The 14,881-nt window shown below is 70.1% G+C and carries 13 protein-coding genes; 5 read left to right on the top strand and 8 right to left on the bottom strand.

Features of this window, described 5'->3' with window-relative positions; all coding sequences use genetic code 11:
* Window positions 1-147: 147 nt before the first annotated feature.
* A complete protein-coding gene (locus NAM01S_RS09685) occupies window positions 148-2,715 on the bottom strand; it encodes a DNA translocase FtsK (RefSeq protein WP_067782520.1) in 2,568 nt (855 codons plus the stop codon).
* A 116-nt stretch (window positions 2,716-2,831) separates the two neighbouring features.
* A complete protein-coding gene (locus NAM01S_RS09680; protein WP_067782517.1) occupies window positions 2,832-3,455 on the bottom strand; it encodes a TIGR03085 family metal-binding protein in 624 nt (207 codons plus the stop codon).
* 166 nt (window positions 3,456-3,621) lie between these two features.
* On the opposite strand from NAM01S_RS09680, the gene NAM01S_RS09675 reads away from it, so the two are divergent.
* Both NAM01S_RS09675 and NAM01S_RS09670 read left to right on the top strand, forming a co-directional pair.
* Window positions 3,622-3,990: a DUF4189 domain-containing protein gene (locus NAM01S_RS09675; protein ID WP_084482702.1), complete on the top strand. Its 369-nt coding sequence runs from the start codon at window positions 3,622-3,624 to the stop codon at window positions 3,988-3,990.
* A 60-nt stretch (window positions 3,991-4,050) separates the two neighbouring features.
* Complete coding sequence (locus tag NAM01S_RS09670) at window positions 4,051-4,602, top strand: WKL family lipoprotein (RefSeq protein ID WP_067782514.1); 552 nt, start codon at window positions 4,051-4,053, stop codon at window positions 4,600-4,602.
* 67 nt (window positions 4,603-4,669) lie between these two features.
* On the opposite strand, the gene NAM01S_RS09665 is transcribed toward NAM01S_RS09670, so the two are convergent.
* A complete protein-coding gene (locus NAM01S_RS09665) occupies window positions 4,670-6,757 on the bottom strand; it encodes a ribonuclease J (protein WP_067782511.1) in 2,088 nt (695 codons plus the stop codon).
* 43 nt (window positions 6,758-6,800) lie between these two features.
* Window positions 6,801-7,709, bottom strand: a complete 909-nt coding sequence (gene dapA, locus NAM01S_RS09660) for a 4-hydroxy-tetrahydrodipicolinate synthase (RefSeq protein ID WP_067782509.1) — start codon at window positions 7,707-7,709, stop codon at window positions 6,801-6,803.
* A gap of 148 nt (window positions 7,710-7,857) precedes the next feature.
* On the opposite strand from dapA, the gene NAM01S_RS09655 reads away from it, so the two are divergent.
* Window positions 7,858-8,301 (top strand): toxin-antitoxin system HicB family antitoxin, encoded by a 444-nt coding sequence (locus tag NAM01S_RS09655; RefSeq protein WP_067782507.1) that lies wholly within the window; start codon window positions 7,858-7,860, stop codon window positions 8,299-8,301.
* Window positions 8,302-8,459: 158 nt separating this feature from the next.
* On the opposite strand, the gene NAM01S_RS09650 is transcribed toward NAM01S_RS09655, so the two are convergent.
* A complete protein-coding gene (locus NAM01S_RS09650) occupies window positions 8,460-9,659 on the bottom strand; it encodes a winged helix-turn-helix domain-containing protein (protein WP_067782505.1) in 1,200 nt (399 codons plus the stop codon).
* Window positions 9,660-9,865: 206 nt separating this feature from the next.
* On the opposite strand from NAM01S_RS09650, the gene NAM01S_RS09645 reads away from it, so the two are divergent.
* Both NAM01S_RS09645 and NAM01S_RS09640 read left to right on the top strand, forming a co-directional pair.
* Window positions 9,866-10,738 (top strand): haloalkane dehalogenase, encoded by an 873-nt coding sequence (locus NAM01S_RS09645; protein WP_067782502.1) that lies wholly within the window; start codon window positions 9,866-9,868, stop codon window positions 10,736-10,738.
* A 182-nt stretch (window positions 10,739-10,920) separates the two neighbouring features.
* Window positions 10,921-11,817: an RNA polymerase sigma factor gene (locus NAM01S_RS09640; protein ID WP_084482700.1), complete on the top strand. Its 897-nt coding sequence runs from the start codon at window positions 10,921-10,923 to the stop codon at window positions 11,815-11,817.
* A 6-nt stretch (window positions 11,818-11,823) separates the two neighbouring features.
* Here the strand turns inward: NAM01S_RS09640 and NAM01S_RS09635 are convergent, their stop codons facing one another.
* The 3 genes from NAM01S_RS09635 to NAM01S_RS09625 are packed head-to-tail and all read right to left on the bottom strand — an operon-like array spanning window position 11,824 to window position 14,805.
* A complete protein-coding gene (locus NAM01S_RS09635; RefSeq protein WP_067782499.1) occupies window positions 11,824-12,843 on the bottom strand; it encodes a DUF8320 family protein in 1,020 nt (339 codons plus the stop codon).
* A complete protein-coding gene (locus NAM01S_RS09630) occupies window positions 12,836-14,155 on the bottom strand; it encodes an ATP-binding protein (protein WP_253798493.1) in 1,320 nt (439 codons plus the stop codon). The genes NAM01S_RS09635 and NAM01S_RS09630 overlap by 8 nt, the downstream gene beginning before the upstream one ends.
* Window positions 14,119-14,805, bottom strand: coding sequence for a DNA-binding response regulator (locus tag NAM01S_RS09625; protein WP_253798495.1), 687 nt, complete (start codon window positions 14,803-14,805; stop codon window positions 14,119-14,121). The genes NAM01S_RS09630 and NAM01S_RS09625 overlap by 37 nt, the downstream gene beginning before the upstream one ends.
* Window positions 14,806-14,881: the final 76 nt, after the last annotated feature.

Raw genomic sequence — 14,881 nt, 5'->3', positions numbered from 1 at the left:
TCCTGACGCCGGTCACCCGTGGCGACCTCCACGGTCTGCACCAGCGGCTACGGCCCGCCGCCCACCGATGCGTCCGTCCACCAAGCGCACCCATGGTGATCGAGTGCCCGAAGTCGACGCAGCCGCGGCGGACGGCGTAGGAAACGCCTACTCCTCGCCGTCGCCCGGCTCCCCACCCCCACCGCGGATCGACCACAGCAACCCCTCCAGCTCGTCCGGCTTGACGAGCACATCCCGCGCCTTGGACCCTTCGCTGGGACCGACGACGCCGCGGGTCTCCATGAGGTCCATCAGGCGGCCCGCCTTGGCGAAACCGACGCGCAGCTTGCGCTGCAACATGGAGGTGGAACCGAACTGGGAGGTGACGACCAGTTCGATGGCCTGCAGCAGCACGTCGAGGTCGTCGCCGATGTCGGGGTCGACGTCCTTCTTCTCCCCGGCCTTCGCGGCGGTGACGCCTTCCTGGTACTCGGGTTCGGCCTGGTTCTTGGCGAAGTCGACGACGGCGTGGATTTCCTCGTCGCTGATGAACGCGCCCTGCAATCGGGTGGGTTTGCCCGCGCCCATGGGCAGGAACAGACCGTCGCCCATGCCGATCAGCTTCTCGGCGCCCGGCTGGTCCAGGATGACCCGGGAGTCGGTGAGCGAGGAGGTCGCGAACGCCAGGCGCGAGGGCACGTTGGTCTTGATCAGACCGGTGACCACGTCGACCGACGGGCGCTGGGTCGCCAGCACCAGGTGGATGCCCGCGGCGCGCGCTTTCTGGGTGATGCGGACGATCGCGTCCTCGACGTCGCGCGGCGCGGTCATCATGAGGTCGGCGAGCTCGTCGACGATGGCGAGGATGTAGGGGTAGGGCCGGTAGACCCGCTCGCTGCCCAGCGGCGCGGTGATCGCACCGGACTTCACCTTCTTGTTGAAGTCGTCGATGTGGCGGACCTTGTTGGCCTGCATGTCCTGGTAGCGCTGCTCCATCTCCTCCACCAGCCAGGCCAGCGCGGCGGCGGCCTTCTTCGGCTGGGTGATGATGGGCGTGATCAGGTGCGGAATGCCCTCGTACGGGGTGAGTTCGACCATCTTGGGGTCGATCAGGATCATCCGCACCTCGTCGGGCGTGGCTCGCTGCAACAGCGAGACCAGCATCGAGTTGACGAAGCTGGACTTACCCGATCCCGTGGAACCCGCGACCAGCAGATGCGGCATCTTCGCCAAATTGGCAGAGACGAATTCGCCCTCGATGTTCTTGCCGAGACCGATCACCAACGGGTGGTGGTCGTTTCGGGTGGACGGCGCTTTGAGCACGTCGGCCAACCGCACCAGCTCGCGGTCGGAGTTCGGGACCTCGATGCCGACGGCGGACTTGCCGGGGATCGGCGCGAGCAGCCGGACGTTCTCGGTGGCGACGGCGTAGGCGATGTTGCGGGCCAGCGCGGTGATCTTCTCCACCTTCACGCCCGGGCCGAGCTCCACCTCGTAGCGGGTGACCGTCGGACCGCGCACGAATCCGGTGACCGCCGCGTCGATCTTGAACTGCACCAGCACCTCGGTGATCGCCTCGATCATCGATTCGTTGGCGGCGCTGCGCTTCTTGGGCGGATCGCCGTCGGTGAGCAGGGTCAGCGGCGGCAACGTGTAGTCGCCCTCGATCACCCGGTCGGCGACGAACTCCGGCTCCTTGGGCGGAGGCGGAGTCTGATCCTGCGCCTTCGGCGCCGCGCGCTTCTTCGGCTTGGGGGGTTCCGGCGGCGGTTCGGTGGCGATCGGCTTCGCATCGCGCAGCGGCGGCTCGCCGAGCGATTCGGTGACCGCGTCCGATCCGGCGAATTCATCGGGCGGATAGTTCTCGGCCGGGGTGCGGCCGCGGCGCCGAGACGCGGTGCGGTGCACCGGGAAACCGTCGGCGTCGAAATCGGCCGAGTCGTAGTCGCGTTGCGGCTCGAACTCCCCGTACTCGTCGCCGCCCGCGGCGGTGCCGAAGTATTCGCGCAGCCGCTGCGGCACCTCGCGGACCGTGGTCCCGGTGAGCAGCAGCACGCCGAAGACGATGGCGAGCAACAGGATCGGCACGGCGAGCCACGCGGTGAGTCCGCCCGCCAGCGGGCCGCCGATCACGAAGCCGACGAATCCCGCGGCGCGGGAACGGCCGTGCGCGTCGGTGGGCGCGCCGGCGGCGAGATGCCAGATGCCCAACAGCGGCAGGCCGACCAGCAGCCCGCCGAGCACCAACCGCGGCCGGATCTCGGGATGCGGTTCGGTGCGCATGAGGATGATCGCGATGCCGGTAGCGACGAACGGCAATGCGGCCGAGGCGGAACCGGACACCGCCCGGATCGCTTCTTCGACCCAGTGCCCGATCGGGCCGCCCGCCGAGAGCCACACCGCGGCCGCGATGACGCCGCTCAGCGCGATCAGCGCGAGCGCGATGCCGTCGCGCCGGTGTCCGTGTTCGATCTCGCCCGCCCTGCTGAGCGTGCGGGTGGTGGCGCCGAGACCGCGGGCGAGCATGTTCCAGCCGCTGGTGATGCCGCGGCTGAACACGGCGAGAGGCGCGGTGTCGGACTTGCGCCGGACGGGTCTGCGGGCCGGTGTGGCGCGCCCGCGCGGTGCGGAACCACCCCGGGGTGTGGTGGAACGAGACCGCGCCGTGGTGGTCCTCCCCCGGGCCGATCCCGCCCGCGCACGAGGTGTCGTGGTGCTGCGGGACTTACCTGCCATGGACCCAGGCTAGCCGCAAACGCCCCATCCAGACCATCCGCAACACCCGTATCGCGGGCCTCGAGCGCCCCGGATCACAGTCGGACGCCCCGCTCGAGCGGCGCGTGCCAGCCGGTTCAGACCGAACGGTCGAGTTTCAGCACCGCTTGCACGGCGTCCGGTTCGCCCGCGGTCTCGAGGCGCACGTTGTCGCGCCCGAACGCGTGCAACACCAGTTCGGAGGGCTTGCCGATGAGTGTCACCCCGGCGCCGTCGCCCGACTTCACTCCGGCCCGGCGGCCGTCGGGCGTCGCGAGCACCACCGGCACCGGCGCGTTGCGGTAGGCCATCTTGCCCATCCGGCGCGCCACGTCCCACAGCTTCGCCTCGTCGGCGTCGGTGAGTTGGCGCGGCTCCCAACCGGGTCTGGCGCGGCGCACGTCCTCGTGGTGGACGAACATCTCGCTCAGATTGACCATCGCGTCCACCGGTTTCAGCGGTGACCACCAGGGCGGACCGGTCCGCACGAGTTCGAGCAGTTCCGGAAACGGCTTGCGCGCCATGCGCTCCTGCACCGATTCCAGGTAGCCCGCGAACGGTTTCAGCATGATGCCCGGGGCCGCGTCGGGACGGCGTTCCCGAACGATCAAGTGCGCCGCGAGATCTCGCACGGTCCATGCGCCGCAGAGGGTCGGCGCGTCCGGACCGGCGTCCGACATCGCGACGACCAGCGCCTGACGTTCCCGTTGTGCCATGCTCACGTGCCGACCCTAACCGATACCGGAGGGTCGCTCGGGTACCCCGGCCGGTCATCCGGACCCGCGCGATGCCGAAAAGGAACGCCTGGACTGGATTCCCGAATGGTTGCTCGGTAGCTTGTCACTGGTCCATAAGGGTCGTGGACCTCTCAGTTCGAAGGGATTCACCTTGAAGAAGTTCTTCACCGCTGCCGCGGTCATCGTGGCAACGGTCGGTTCGATGCTGGCCACTACGGCACCGGCGCAGGCCGCGTACGGGTACTACGGCGCGATCGCCGTGTCGAGCGACGGCGCCTACGGCATCGCCAACAACTACGGAAGTTACAGCGCCGCAGAGGATGCCGCTGTCGACGTCTGCGGGTACGGCTGCTCCACGCTGGTCTCCTGGACCAACGGCTGCGGCGTGCTCGCCAGCTCCAACACGCGCTGGAGCGCGTCGGCGCGGTCCAACTATTCCGACGCCCGCGCGGCGGCACTCTCGCGCCTGTCCGGCGGCTGGGTCGTCGACTGGCGTTGCACCGCGGGCTACTCGCTGTAAATCCGACACGTCGCGTCGTCCGCTTCGAGACCGCGACACCACTTCCATCAGGGGAAAATCGTGAAACACCGCTCCATTCGGGCCGCGGTCGCCGTCCTGCTGACCGCTTCGGCGTTCGCACTCGGCGCGTGCAGCTCCGACACCGACTCCTCCAGCACGAACACCAGCACCTCGCCCGCGGGCAAGTTCGAGGAGGGCAAGAACGAGGACAAGGCGGTCGAGGGCAAGGCGCCCGCGACCACCACGCCGCCGAACCTGCCCAAGCCTGCCGCCTCGCTGCTCAACGAGCGCATCAACCGTGCCTTCGATCCGTCGGTGAGCTCCGAGGAGAAGATCAGCTGGATTCAGGACGCCGAGCGCGATCCGCAGCTGGTCGACAAGCTGGTCGACGCGGCCAAGCGCAACAAGGTGACCGTCGAGATCACCAATGTGCAGGATCCCAAGGACGGCAAGCTGAAGGCCGACGCGAAGGTCACCATCGACGGGCAGCCGGTGGAGAACGCGTTCGTCGAGTTCGTCGCCGAGGGCAGCGACTGGAAGGTCTCCCACCAGTTCACCTGCAACATCGTGCGCTCGGCGAAGCTGGACTCGGCGGCTTGCCAGGCTCAGTGAGCCGTCGGTAGGCCGGTAACGAAAAGCCCCGGAAGACAACGTCTTCCGGGGCTTTTCGTTTCGGGAATCAGACAGCGATGACGGTCGGCACGATCATCGGACGGCGGCGGTAAGCCTCGGCGACCCAGCGCCCGACCACCCGGCGCACACCCTGGGCGATGCGGTGGGTGTCGGTGACACCCTCGCCCGCCAGCCGCAGCAGCTCGGCCTCGACCAGTTCCGCGGCGGCGGCCAGCGCGGTCGGGTCGTCGGAGAAACCGCGCCCGCTCAGTTCCGGCGTGCTCACGGCCTTGCCGGTGGTCTCGTCGATGGCGACGGTGATGCTGATGAAACCGCCCTCGCCGAGCACAAGGCGATCCGACAGCGTGGACTCGCCGACATCGCCGACGGACAGGCCGTCCACGTAGACGTGGCCGACCGGCACCCGGCCGACGATGGACGCGATGCCGTCCACCAGATCCACCACCACGCCGTCCTCGGCGAGCACCACCCGGTCCTCGGGGACGCCGGTGGCCACCGCGAGCGCGGCGTTGGCCCGCAGGTGCCGCCATTCGCCGTGCACCGGCATGGCGTTGGTCGGCCGGACCGCGTTGTACAGGTACAGCAGCTCGCCCGCTGAGGCGTGTCCGGAGACGTGCACCTTGGCGTTCTGCTGGGTGATGACCGTGGCGCCGAGCCTGGACAGCCCGTTGACCACGGCGAACACCGAGTTCTCGTTGCCGGGGATGAGCGAGGAGGCCAGCACCACCAGATCGTCGGGGCGGATGTGGATCTGGCGGTGATCGCCGCGCGCCATCCGCGACAGCGCCGAGAGCGGCTCGCCCTGGGAACCGGTCGAGATCAGCACCAAGCGGTCACCGGGCAGGGTCGCGGCCACGTCGAGGTCGACGACCACGCCGTCGGGCACGGTCAGATAGCCGAGGTCCTGGGCGATCTGCATGTTGCGGACCATCGAGCGACCGATGAAACAGACACGGCGCCCGTACTTCTGGGCCACGTCGACGACCTGCTGGATGCGGTGCACGTGGCTGGCGAACGACGCCACGATCACGCGGTTGCGCGCCTTGCCGATCACGTTGTCCAGCACGCCGCCGATCTCGCGTTCGGGCGTGACGAAACCGGGCACCTCGGCGTTGGTGGAGTCGACCAGGAACAGGTCGACGCCCTCGTCGCCGAGCCGGGAGAAACCGGCGAGGTCGGTCAGTCGTCCGTCCAGCGGCAGCTGATCCAGCTTGATGTCACCGGTGTGCAGCGCGACGCCTGCCGGGGTGCGGATGGCGACGGCGATCGCGTCCGGGATCGAGTGGTTGACCGCGAAGTACTCGCACTCGAACGGACCGTGGATGGTGGTCTCGCCCTCGACGACCTCCATGAGCTTGGGGTGCAGCCGGTGCTCACGGCACTTCGCGGCGACCAGCGCGAGGGTGAACTTGGCGCCGATGACCGGGATGTCGCCGCGCATGCGCAGCAGGAACGGCACCGCGCCGATGTGGTCCTCGTGACCGTGGGTGAGCACGATCGCGACGACGTCGTCCATCCGGTCCTCGATGGGACGGAAGTCGGGCAGGATCAGGTCGACGCCGGGCTGCTGATCCTCGGGGAAGAGCACGCCGCAGTCGACGATGAGCAGCTTGCCGCCGTACTCGAAAACGGTCATGTTGCGGCCGATCTCGCCGATGCCGCCGAGCGCGAAGACGCGCAGACCGTTCTTGGGCAGCTTCGGCGGGGTGCCGAGCCGGTCCTGCGCCGCGACCACGGGCGGCTGGGCGGGCGGCTGCTCGCGGCGTCCCTGGCGACCGCGGCCGGATCTGCGGCTCTGGCCGTTCTGCCGTGCTTGTTCCGGCTGCTTTTCCTGCGAGGCCTGCGACCGCTTGGCCCTGTCGGACCTCTTGGCCGACTCGGCGCGCGGGGATTCGGCGGGCTCGGGCCGCTGCGGGGTTTCGGGTTGTCGCTGCGCGAGGGCTTCGGGCTGCGCGCCTTCCGGTTGCGCTGGAGTCCGCGGCTGCGCGGTGGTCTCGGGCTGCGCGGCGGCTTCCGGCTGTGCGGCCACCGGTTCGGCGGCGGGTCTTTCGGTGCGTTCCCGTTCGACGGGAGCGGGTTCGGGCGCGCCCGCGGGGCGGGACGCGGTACGACGGGGGCGGCGTGGAGTCGTCATGCCGACACCTCCTGTGCGGTGGCGGATGGGTCACCTAGGTCGTTCATGCCAGCACTCCCGCGGTCTGCAGGTCCGCGGCGAGGCGGTCCAGCGCGTCGGTGCTCGGCATCAGCTGCGGCAGCCGCGGCTCGCCAACGTCGACCCCGAGCAGGCGCAGCCCGCCCTTGGTCATCGCGACGCCGCCGAGGCGCGCCATCGCGTGGTTCAGCGGGACCAAGCGTGCGTTGATATCGCGGGCCCGCGCCACATCGCCCGCCTGGTAGGCATCGACGAGTTCGCGCAGCCGCTCGGGCACCAGATGGCCGATGACGCTGATGAATCCGACCGCGCCGATGGACAGCCACGGCAGATTCAGGCAGTCGTCGCCGGAGTACCAGGCGAGACCGGTGCTCGCGATCAGCTCGGCGCCCGCGTTCAGGTCGCCCTTGGCGTCCTTCACCGCGACGATGCGCGGGTGCTCGGCGAGCGTGCGGATCGTGTCGGGACCTATGGGGATGATGGAGCGCGGCGGAATGTCGTAGAGGGTGACCGGCAGGTCGGTGGCGTCGGCGACCGCGGTGAAGTGCGCGATCAGGCCCTCCTGCGAGGGGCGCGAGTAGTACGGCGTCACAACGAGCAGACCGTGCGCGCCCGCCCGCTGCGCGTTGCGGGCGAGTTCGATGGAGTGGGCGGTGTCGTAGGTGCCCGCTCCCGCGATCACGGTGGCGCGATCGCCCACGGCGTCGACGACGGCGTGCAGCAGGTCGAACTTCTCCGACTCGGTCGTGGTCGGCGATTCACCGGTGGTTCCGGAGATCGCGAGCAGATCGACACCGCGGTCGACGAGACGGGCCGCCAGCGCGACCCCGGCATCGACATCCAGCTTGCCGTCGGCACTGAAGGGGGTCACCATCGCGACACCTACTGTGCCGGACGCGCGCAGCTCCGTTGGCGTCGATTCACCGTTCGTCATGGTCAGAAAGGCTACCCGGTCCGCAGGGCACCCTCGACACCCTGACCGGCGATCCGGCTGCCCGCCCGGGTGATTCACCTCCCACCGACGCCGCTACGACATCAATCTTTTCCTTGAATGATGTCATTTATGACGCCACACTGATGTCATGGATCTGAACAAATACACCGCGCAGTTGCGCGAGAACCTGGTGGCGGCCGCGGCGCTCGGCGACGAGAAGACCCAGGCCACCGCCGCCGCGCTGGCCTCGGCGACCGAGGCGTCGGCCCGGCTCGTGCTGCTCGCGGCGCTGTCCGAGCTGGCGGGCGAGGTCAGCTCGGCGCTGGAGGACCGCACCGTGCGCGTCTCGGTGGACGGCACCGACGCCACGGTCGACGTGCGCAAGAACCCCTCCGCCGAGGAACATCCGACCTTCGAGGAGATGACCGGAGACATCAGTCGCGTCACGCTGCGCCTCGTCGAGCAGATGAAGGCGAAAGCCGAGGAAGCGGCCGCGGCCAGCGGGGTCTCGCTGAACTCGTGGCTGTCCAACGCGGTGCACGGCGCGCTGCGCGACCAGATGCGGGGTTACGGACCCAAGCGCGACATCTGACCCTGCGCGCTGCGGCTGACAAGCGCCCGGCCACCGCCGCAGCGGCCCAGCGCTGGGCAAACCACGCCGCGACGCCGCCGGGCCGACTACAGCGATGTGGCGGACAAGGCCGCCGCCACCCGGCGCCGGTCCGACCGGTGCGACGCCCGCCGCGCCGACTACAGCAGCGCGGCCAGCTCGCCGCGTTCCCCGATGACCACCTCGTCCAGCTCGAGCCAGTCCGCCATCTCGCGCAGGGCCGTGCGCAGCGCCGCCGCGGTCTCCGCGTTGTCGCGGCCCTGCTCGGCGAACGCGCCCGGCACGAGCAATCGCCCCTTCGCGCGTTCGGCGCGCAGGTCGACGCGGCCGACCAGCTCCCCGTTCAGCAGGAAGGGGAAGACGTAGTAGCCGTGCACCCGCTTGTGCTCGGGGGTGTAGATCTCGATGCGGTAGTGGAAGTCGAAGATCCGCTCGGTGCGCGGCCGGAAGAAGATCAGCGGGTCGAACGGGCACAGCAGCGCGGCCCCCTCGACGCGGCGCGGTGTGGCGGCCCCTGACCGCAGGTAGGCGGTCTTGTCCCAGCCCGCGACCTCGACCTCTTCCAGTTCGCCCGCGTCCACCAGGGCCGCGATCGCCGGCTCGGTCTGCGACCGGTGCAGGCGGTAGTAGTCGCGCAGGTCGGTCTCGGTGCCGATGCCGAGCGCGGTGGCGGCCCTGCGGACCAGTTCCACGACGGCGTCCGCCTCGGAAACGTTGCGCGCCAACACTTCCGGGGGAATCACCCGCTCGGCGAGATCGTAGTGCCTGGTGAAGCCGACGCGCTTGTCGACGGAGAGCTCGCCCGCGGCGAAGAGTTGCTCGCAGATCATCTTGGTGTCGCTGAGATTCCACCAGGAGCCTTTGGGCCGGGGCTTGTCCAACTCCAGATGCCGCTCCACCTCACCGGCGGTCGCGGCGCCGACATCCCGGATCACGTCCAGGATGTCCTTGCCGAGCGTCGGATTGCGGTCCAGCACCTTGCGCATCCCCGACCAACGACCGTGCTCGTACTGGACCATCCGCCAGCGCATCAGCGGCCAGTCCTCGACCGGGATGAGGGCGGCCTCGTGCGCCCAGTACTCGACCAGCCGCCGCGGCCGCTTGGCACTGTGGCTCCAGGCCGCCTCGTCGAGCAGCGCGCGGTCGTAGCCGCCGATCCTGCTGAACACCGGGGCGTAGTGCGCGCGGACCACCGCCGACACCGAATCGATTTGCAGCAGCTGGGTTCTGGCGAGCACGTCGGCCACGGTCCGGCGCGTGACGGTGGCCGGGCGCCGCCTGCCGAACCCCTGCGCGGCCAGGGCCGTCCGCCGCGCGGTCGCCGCGCTCATCTTCCGCATATCCGAAGGATGCCACTGGGGTCCGACAAGTTCGGTCGGCGTACTTCCGGCCGAGGGTTCCGCCGGGAGGACAACGAGGGCGGAACGGCTGTGTCGAGCGTCACATGCCGGGCGGTCACAACCGGCGGCGGCGCTGTGTCGAAACGGGTGCGAGCAGCGAAAGGGTGCGGCGTGACGCGACACCCACGACACCGAAGGAGCCTCCCGTGGCCACAATCGACGTTCTCGATTCCTACATCTCCTACACGGACACCGGGTCGGGTGCCGTGCCCGTGGTGTTCCTGCACGGCAACCCGACCTCGTCCTACCTGTGGCGCAATGTGATTCCGCACGTCACCGACCAGACCAGGGCGCTGGCCCCCGATCTCGTCGGCATGGGCGACTCGGGCAAGCCCGACATCGACTACCGGTTCGTCGATCACGCGCGCTACCTGGACGCCTGGTTCGACAGCCGCGGCCTGGACGAGGTGGTGATCGTCGGCCACGACTGGGGCGGCGCGCTCGGCATGGACTGGGCCGCGCGCCATCCCGGCCGGGTGCGCGGCATCGCACTGATCGAGACCTTCCTGCGGCCGATGGAGTGGTCCGAGATGCCGCCGCTTGGCGCCGAGCTGTTCCGCAAGTTCCGCAGCGCGGAGGGCGAGCGAATGGTGTTGGAGGAGAACATGTTCATCGAATTCAACCTGCCGCACGGTGTGACGAATCTGGCGAAGGAGGACCACGACGTCTACCGCGCGCCCTACCCGACCCCGGCCACGCGCAAGCCACTGCTGATGTGGCCCAGGGAAATTCCGCTCGGCGGCGAGCCCGCCGACGTGGTGGACATCGTGCGAAACTACGGCCGGTACCTCGCCGAGACACCCGAGATCGCGACGCTGATCATGGTGTTGGAGAACGGCACCGGCCTCGGCTCGGCGGAGTCGGCGCGTTGGGCCGCAACGACTTTCGCCAACGCAGAGCTGGTTTCGATTCCACCCGCCGGGCACCACGCACCGGAGGATCGGCCGCGCGAGATCGGATCGGCTGTCGCCGAGTGGTTGCGCAAGCACGCGCTGGTGTCGCAGGCCGCGCGGTCGTGAGTCCGCGCTCGCGGTCCACGACGCCCCGGGCGCTCGTGCGGCGCACCACGGCCATCGAACGGCCGTGGTTCGCCTCGCCCGGGTCCACCTTCGCGACGCTCGCGTCGCCAGGCTCACCGGCCTGCAACGCCCCGGACCACCGTGGGCTTGCGGGAGCGGGGCAGGCTGCCGAAGATGACCCGATGCGCAGTACAGACGTCGCGGCAGGCAACGCCCCGGTCGACGGGATCGCGACAACCGAGGACGCTCGCCGCGCGGAGGCGGAGTTGGTCGCCCGCGCGGTGGACGGTGACCGGGACGCGGTCGCCGAAATCATTCGCCTGCTCCGAGATCCGATCTACCGGCTCGCCTTGCGGATGGTGTGGCGGCCCGCCGAGGCGGAGGACGCGACGCAGGAGATCCTGATCCGCGCGATCACCCGCCTCGCCACTTTCCGCGGCGAGGCGAAGCTGCTCACCTGGGCGTATCGCATCGGTGTCAACTACCTGATCAACCTCCGCACCCGAACGCCCCAGGAACAGCAGCAGCTCAGCCTGGACGAGTTCGGCGCGGGACTCGTCGACGGTTTGGCCGCCGAGGACTACCGCGGTCCGCAGGCCGCGCTGTTGTCCAGCGAAGTCCGGCTCAGTTGCAGCCAGGGCATGCTGCAATGCCTGGCGCGCGAGGAACGCGTCGCGTTCGTGCTCGGTCACGTCTTCGAACTGAGCTCGACGGACGCGGCGTGGGTCCTCGACATCACTCCCGCCGCGTACCGAAAGCGATTGGAGCGGGCCAGGAAACGTCTCGGCGCGTTCCTCGGCTCCTCGTGCGGGATAGCCGACCCGCGGGTGGCGTGCCGCTGTTCGAGACGGGTCGAGCACGCGGTGCGGCTCGGCCGCATCGATACGGCGGCACCGCAGTTCGCCACCCACCCCGTCAGCCCAGGCGGGCGGACCGTGCTCGAGGCCGAGGAGCAGATGATCCGCCTGCACGATGTCGCCGCGGTGCTGCGCGGGCACCCGGATTACGCCGCGCCGCAAGCGAAGATGGACGCCATCACCGGCTTGCTGACCTCGGGTCGGTTTCCGCTGCTCGAGTGAGCGGGCTCAGGTGGTGACGGTGACCTCGCCCGCCGCGTCGATCTCGGTGCGGCGGGCGGTGGCGGGGGCGTTGGCGAGCACCGTCGCCAGGATGCGGCGGCCCATCGGGAGCACCCGGACGGTGACCGTGCCCGCGTTCGCCGCGTCCAATTCTTTGATTGCCGCGTCGATCACCCGCTGGCGCACCCAGCGCGGCACACCGGCGAAACCGCCGTCGTCCAGCAGCACCACCTCCACGCCGCGGGAGCGCGCGCCGCGGGCAGCGCTGCTGAGTTCGTCGGTGACCAGCTGGGGCGCGCGCAGTCCGTCGCGCAGTTCGGCTTCCAGCAGCCTGCACTGTTCGCGCTCGGCGGCGGTGAGCTCGACGCCGTCGGCGATGCGCTCCAGAATCGGCCGCGCCACCCGGTCCAGCCTGGCCAGCTGCCGGTCGCGTTCGCCGTTCTCCGCGGCCATGGTGGCCTCGGCCGCCGCGCGCATGGTCGCCTCCTCGCGCAACAGGCGCAGCGAGCGCTGGGTGGGCCGCATGATCGCGGCGCACACCGACACTCCGGCGACCGTCGCGATCGGCACCACCGTTCCGGCGATGAACCCGCCGCGCAGCCCGGCCGTGGCGCCGACGGCAGCGACCACCGCGGCCACGCCCGCGACGCCGAGCCAGGCGGCGCCGAGCCTGCCGCGCAACACGAGCACGGCAAGCACGTAGGACGAGGCGAACGCCGACCACACCGGCTTCGACCAGCCGTGCTCGATGTGCAGGGTGGTCAACGCGGTCGCCACCGGTCCGGAAGCCGCCACGAAAACCGTTGCGGGCCAGGGCAAAGGATCGACGGGTATGACCAGCACCAGGATGCCCGCGACCGCGAGCAGGACCAGCCCCGTGACGGCCGCGAACGGCGACGCGTCGGAGAAGTTGCGGACCATGTACAGGACGATGGTCGCTTCGAGGATCAGCAGGAACAGCCAGGCCGCCGCGTCGCGCAGGCCGAGCAGATCGCGCACGCCCAATTCGGAATCGGCGTCAACCATCGCTACCCCACACCAGCGTCACCGACGTGCCCTCCCCCGGCTGCGATTCGACGAACGCCGCGCCGCCGGGCAGCTGCCGCATGCGACCCAGGATGCTCACCGAGATGCCGAGCCGGTCCGCGGGAACCCCGCCCGGATCGAAACCCGCGCCGTCGTCGCGGAAGACCACCCGGATCCCGCCCGCGCTCACGGTGACGGTGACGGAGCGCTGCACGGTGCGTCCCGGCACCGTGCCGTGCCGCAGACTGTTGCGCACCGCCTCGGCCAGCGCCGCCGCGATGGTGCCCGCAGCGTCCACCGGCAGCCGCAAATCGTCCACCCCGGACCAGCGCCGCGCGCTGAACGCGATGCCCGGATTGACTTCGTGCACCGCCGCACGCAGGAAGCCGACCGCCGCCTGCGCGTTCAGCCGGTCGGGTTCGGTCTCGCCGCCGCGCAATTGGTCGAGCTGGGCGAGTGTGCGCTCGGCTTGCTTGCGCAGCACCGGCGAATCGGTTCCGGTGCGCGAGGCGTCCAGCAGCGTGGAGAGCACCGCGTCGTGGATCAGCGCCGCGAAACGGGCCCGCTCCCGGTCCCGCGCCGCGGCGCCCGCCACGGCGGCGGCGCGGCTGCTCGCGATCGCCGACTCCCGGTCGACGCGGGCGGCCGCCGCCCTGGCATAGACCGCGCACCACAGGAACAGCGCGCACAACCCGACCGAGCGCGCGAAATCACCGAGCAGCGCCAAGGCCGACCCGTCCGGCACCACGTACTTGTTGGCGACAGCGGCCACCGCGCCGCCGACGATCAGATACCCGACCGCGACCGCCGGCCGCCACGCCAGCGCCGCCGCGAGCACGCCGAGCGCGAACACGCGGTACAGCCACACCGAGGTGGCGTCGGTCGCGGGCTGCCGGTAAGCGAACGGGATCAACGCCATCGCGACGACGTAGCCGACCGCCGCGGCGCCCGCGACGGACTGGATGACATACCTGTTCATGCCGACCGACACGACGGCGAGCACCGGGAACAGCCCGAACGCCAGCACGAACGCGAGCACGGTCCAGCCGAACGGGGCGAAGCGACTCTGATCGGCGATTTCCGGCAACTCGACCACCGCGGCGATCATCCCGGCGATGCCGAAGGTCAAGCCGAGTCTGCGCAGGATCCGGTCCGAGGCGGCCTCATCGATGTCGTTTCCGCCCACCGCACGCAGCAGTCGACGCCACCGGCACGACCTCGAGTCGGGTCCGGGTTCGAGTGCGGTCGATGCGGTGTCCAGCGCGCTGGACGGGATCATCCGCGCGGATGCCGCTCGGGAACCGGTAGCCATCCGTCCTCCACGGCGCGCTTGTAGAGGTCGGTCTTCGTCGGGGCGGGACGGCCCGCGTCGGCGTACTTCTGGCGGATGCGGCCGAGGTAGTCGTTGACGGTCTGCTCGGACAGGCCGGTCAGACGCGCCACGCGAGAAGCCTTCTCGCCCGAGGCGTACAGCGTGAGCACTTCCTCCTGGCGCGGGCTCAGGCCCACGTCGGACAGTTGCGGATCGCCGTCGATGGCGGCGGCCCAGTCGGTGGTGACGACCTGCTGACCCGAGGCCGCGCGCCGCACGGCCGCCACGACCGTCGGAACGTCCTCGGATTTGCGCACCACGCCGAGCACGCCTGCGCGGGCCGCGGAACGGACCAGGAACGCGTTGTCGGCGCCGGTGAACACCAGCACCTCGATGCCGCGTTCGCGCAGCGCGCGCACATTGTCCTCCGGCGCGGAGCCGTCGGCGAGGCGCAGATCCAGCACCACCAGGTCCAACGCGGGCGCCGGCCCGGCCGCCGCGAGCAGCTCCGGCACCGTTCCGGCCGTACACACCAGATCGAGATCAGGTTCCGGCGCAAGCATCGCGGCCAGACCGATCGCGACCGATTCGTGGTCTTCGACCAACCCGATCCGTCGCACCGCTCGCTCGCCACCGTCGGCCCACGTCACCCTCGCCACTCCCATCCCGAGCAACTCGTCCACAATCCCCCCGCTACAACGTCACCACGCAGTATGACCGCCGCGG

Origin of the sequence: Nocardia amikacinitolerans NBRC 108937 (assembly GCF_001612615.1) — a bacterium.
GTDB classification, from domain to species: domain Bacteria; phylum Actinomycetota; class Actinomycetes; order Mycobacteriales; family Mycobacteriaceae; genus Nocardia; species Nocardia amikacinitolerans.
Note: the sequence above shows the minus strand (reverse complement) of the source record. Positions and strands in the feature narration are given on the sequence as shown.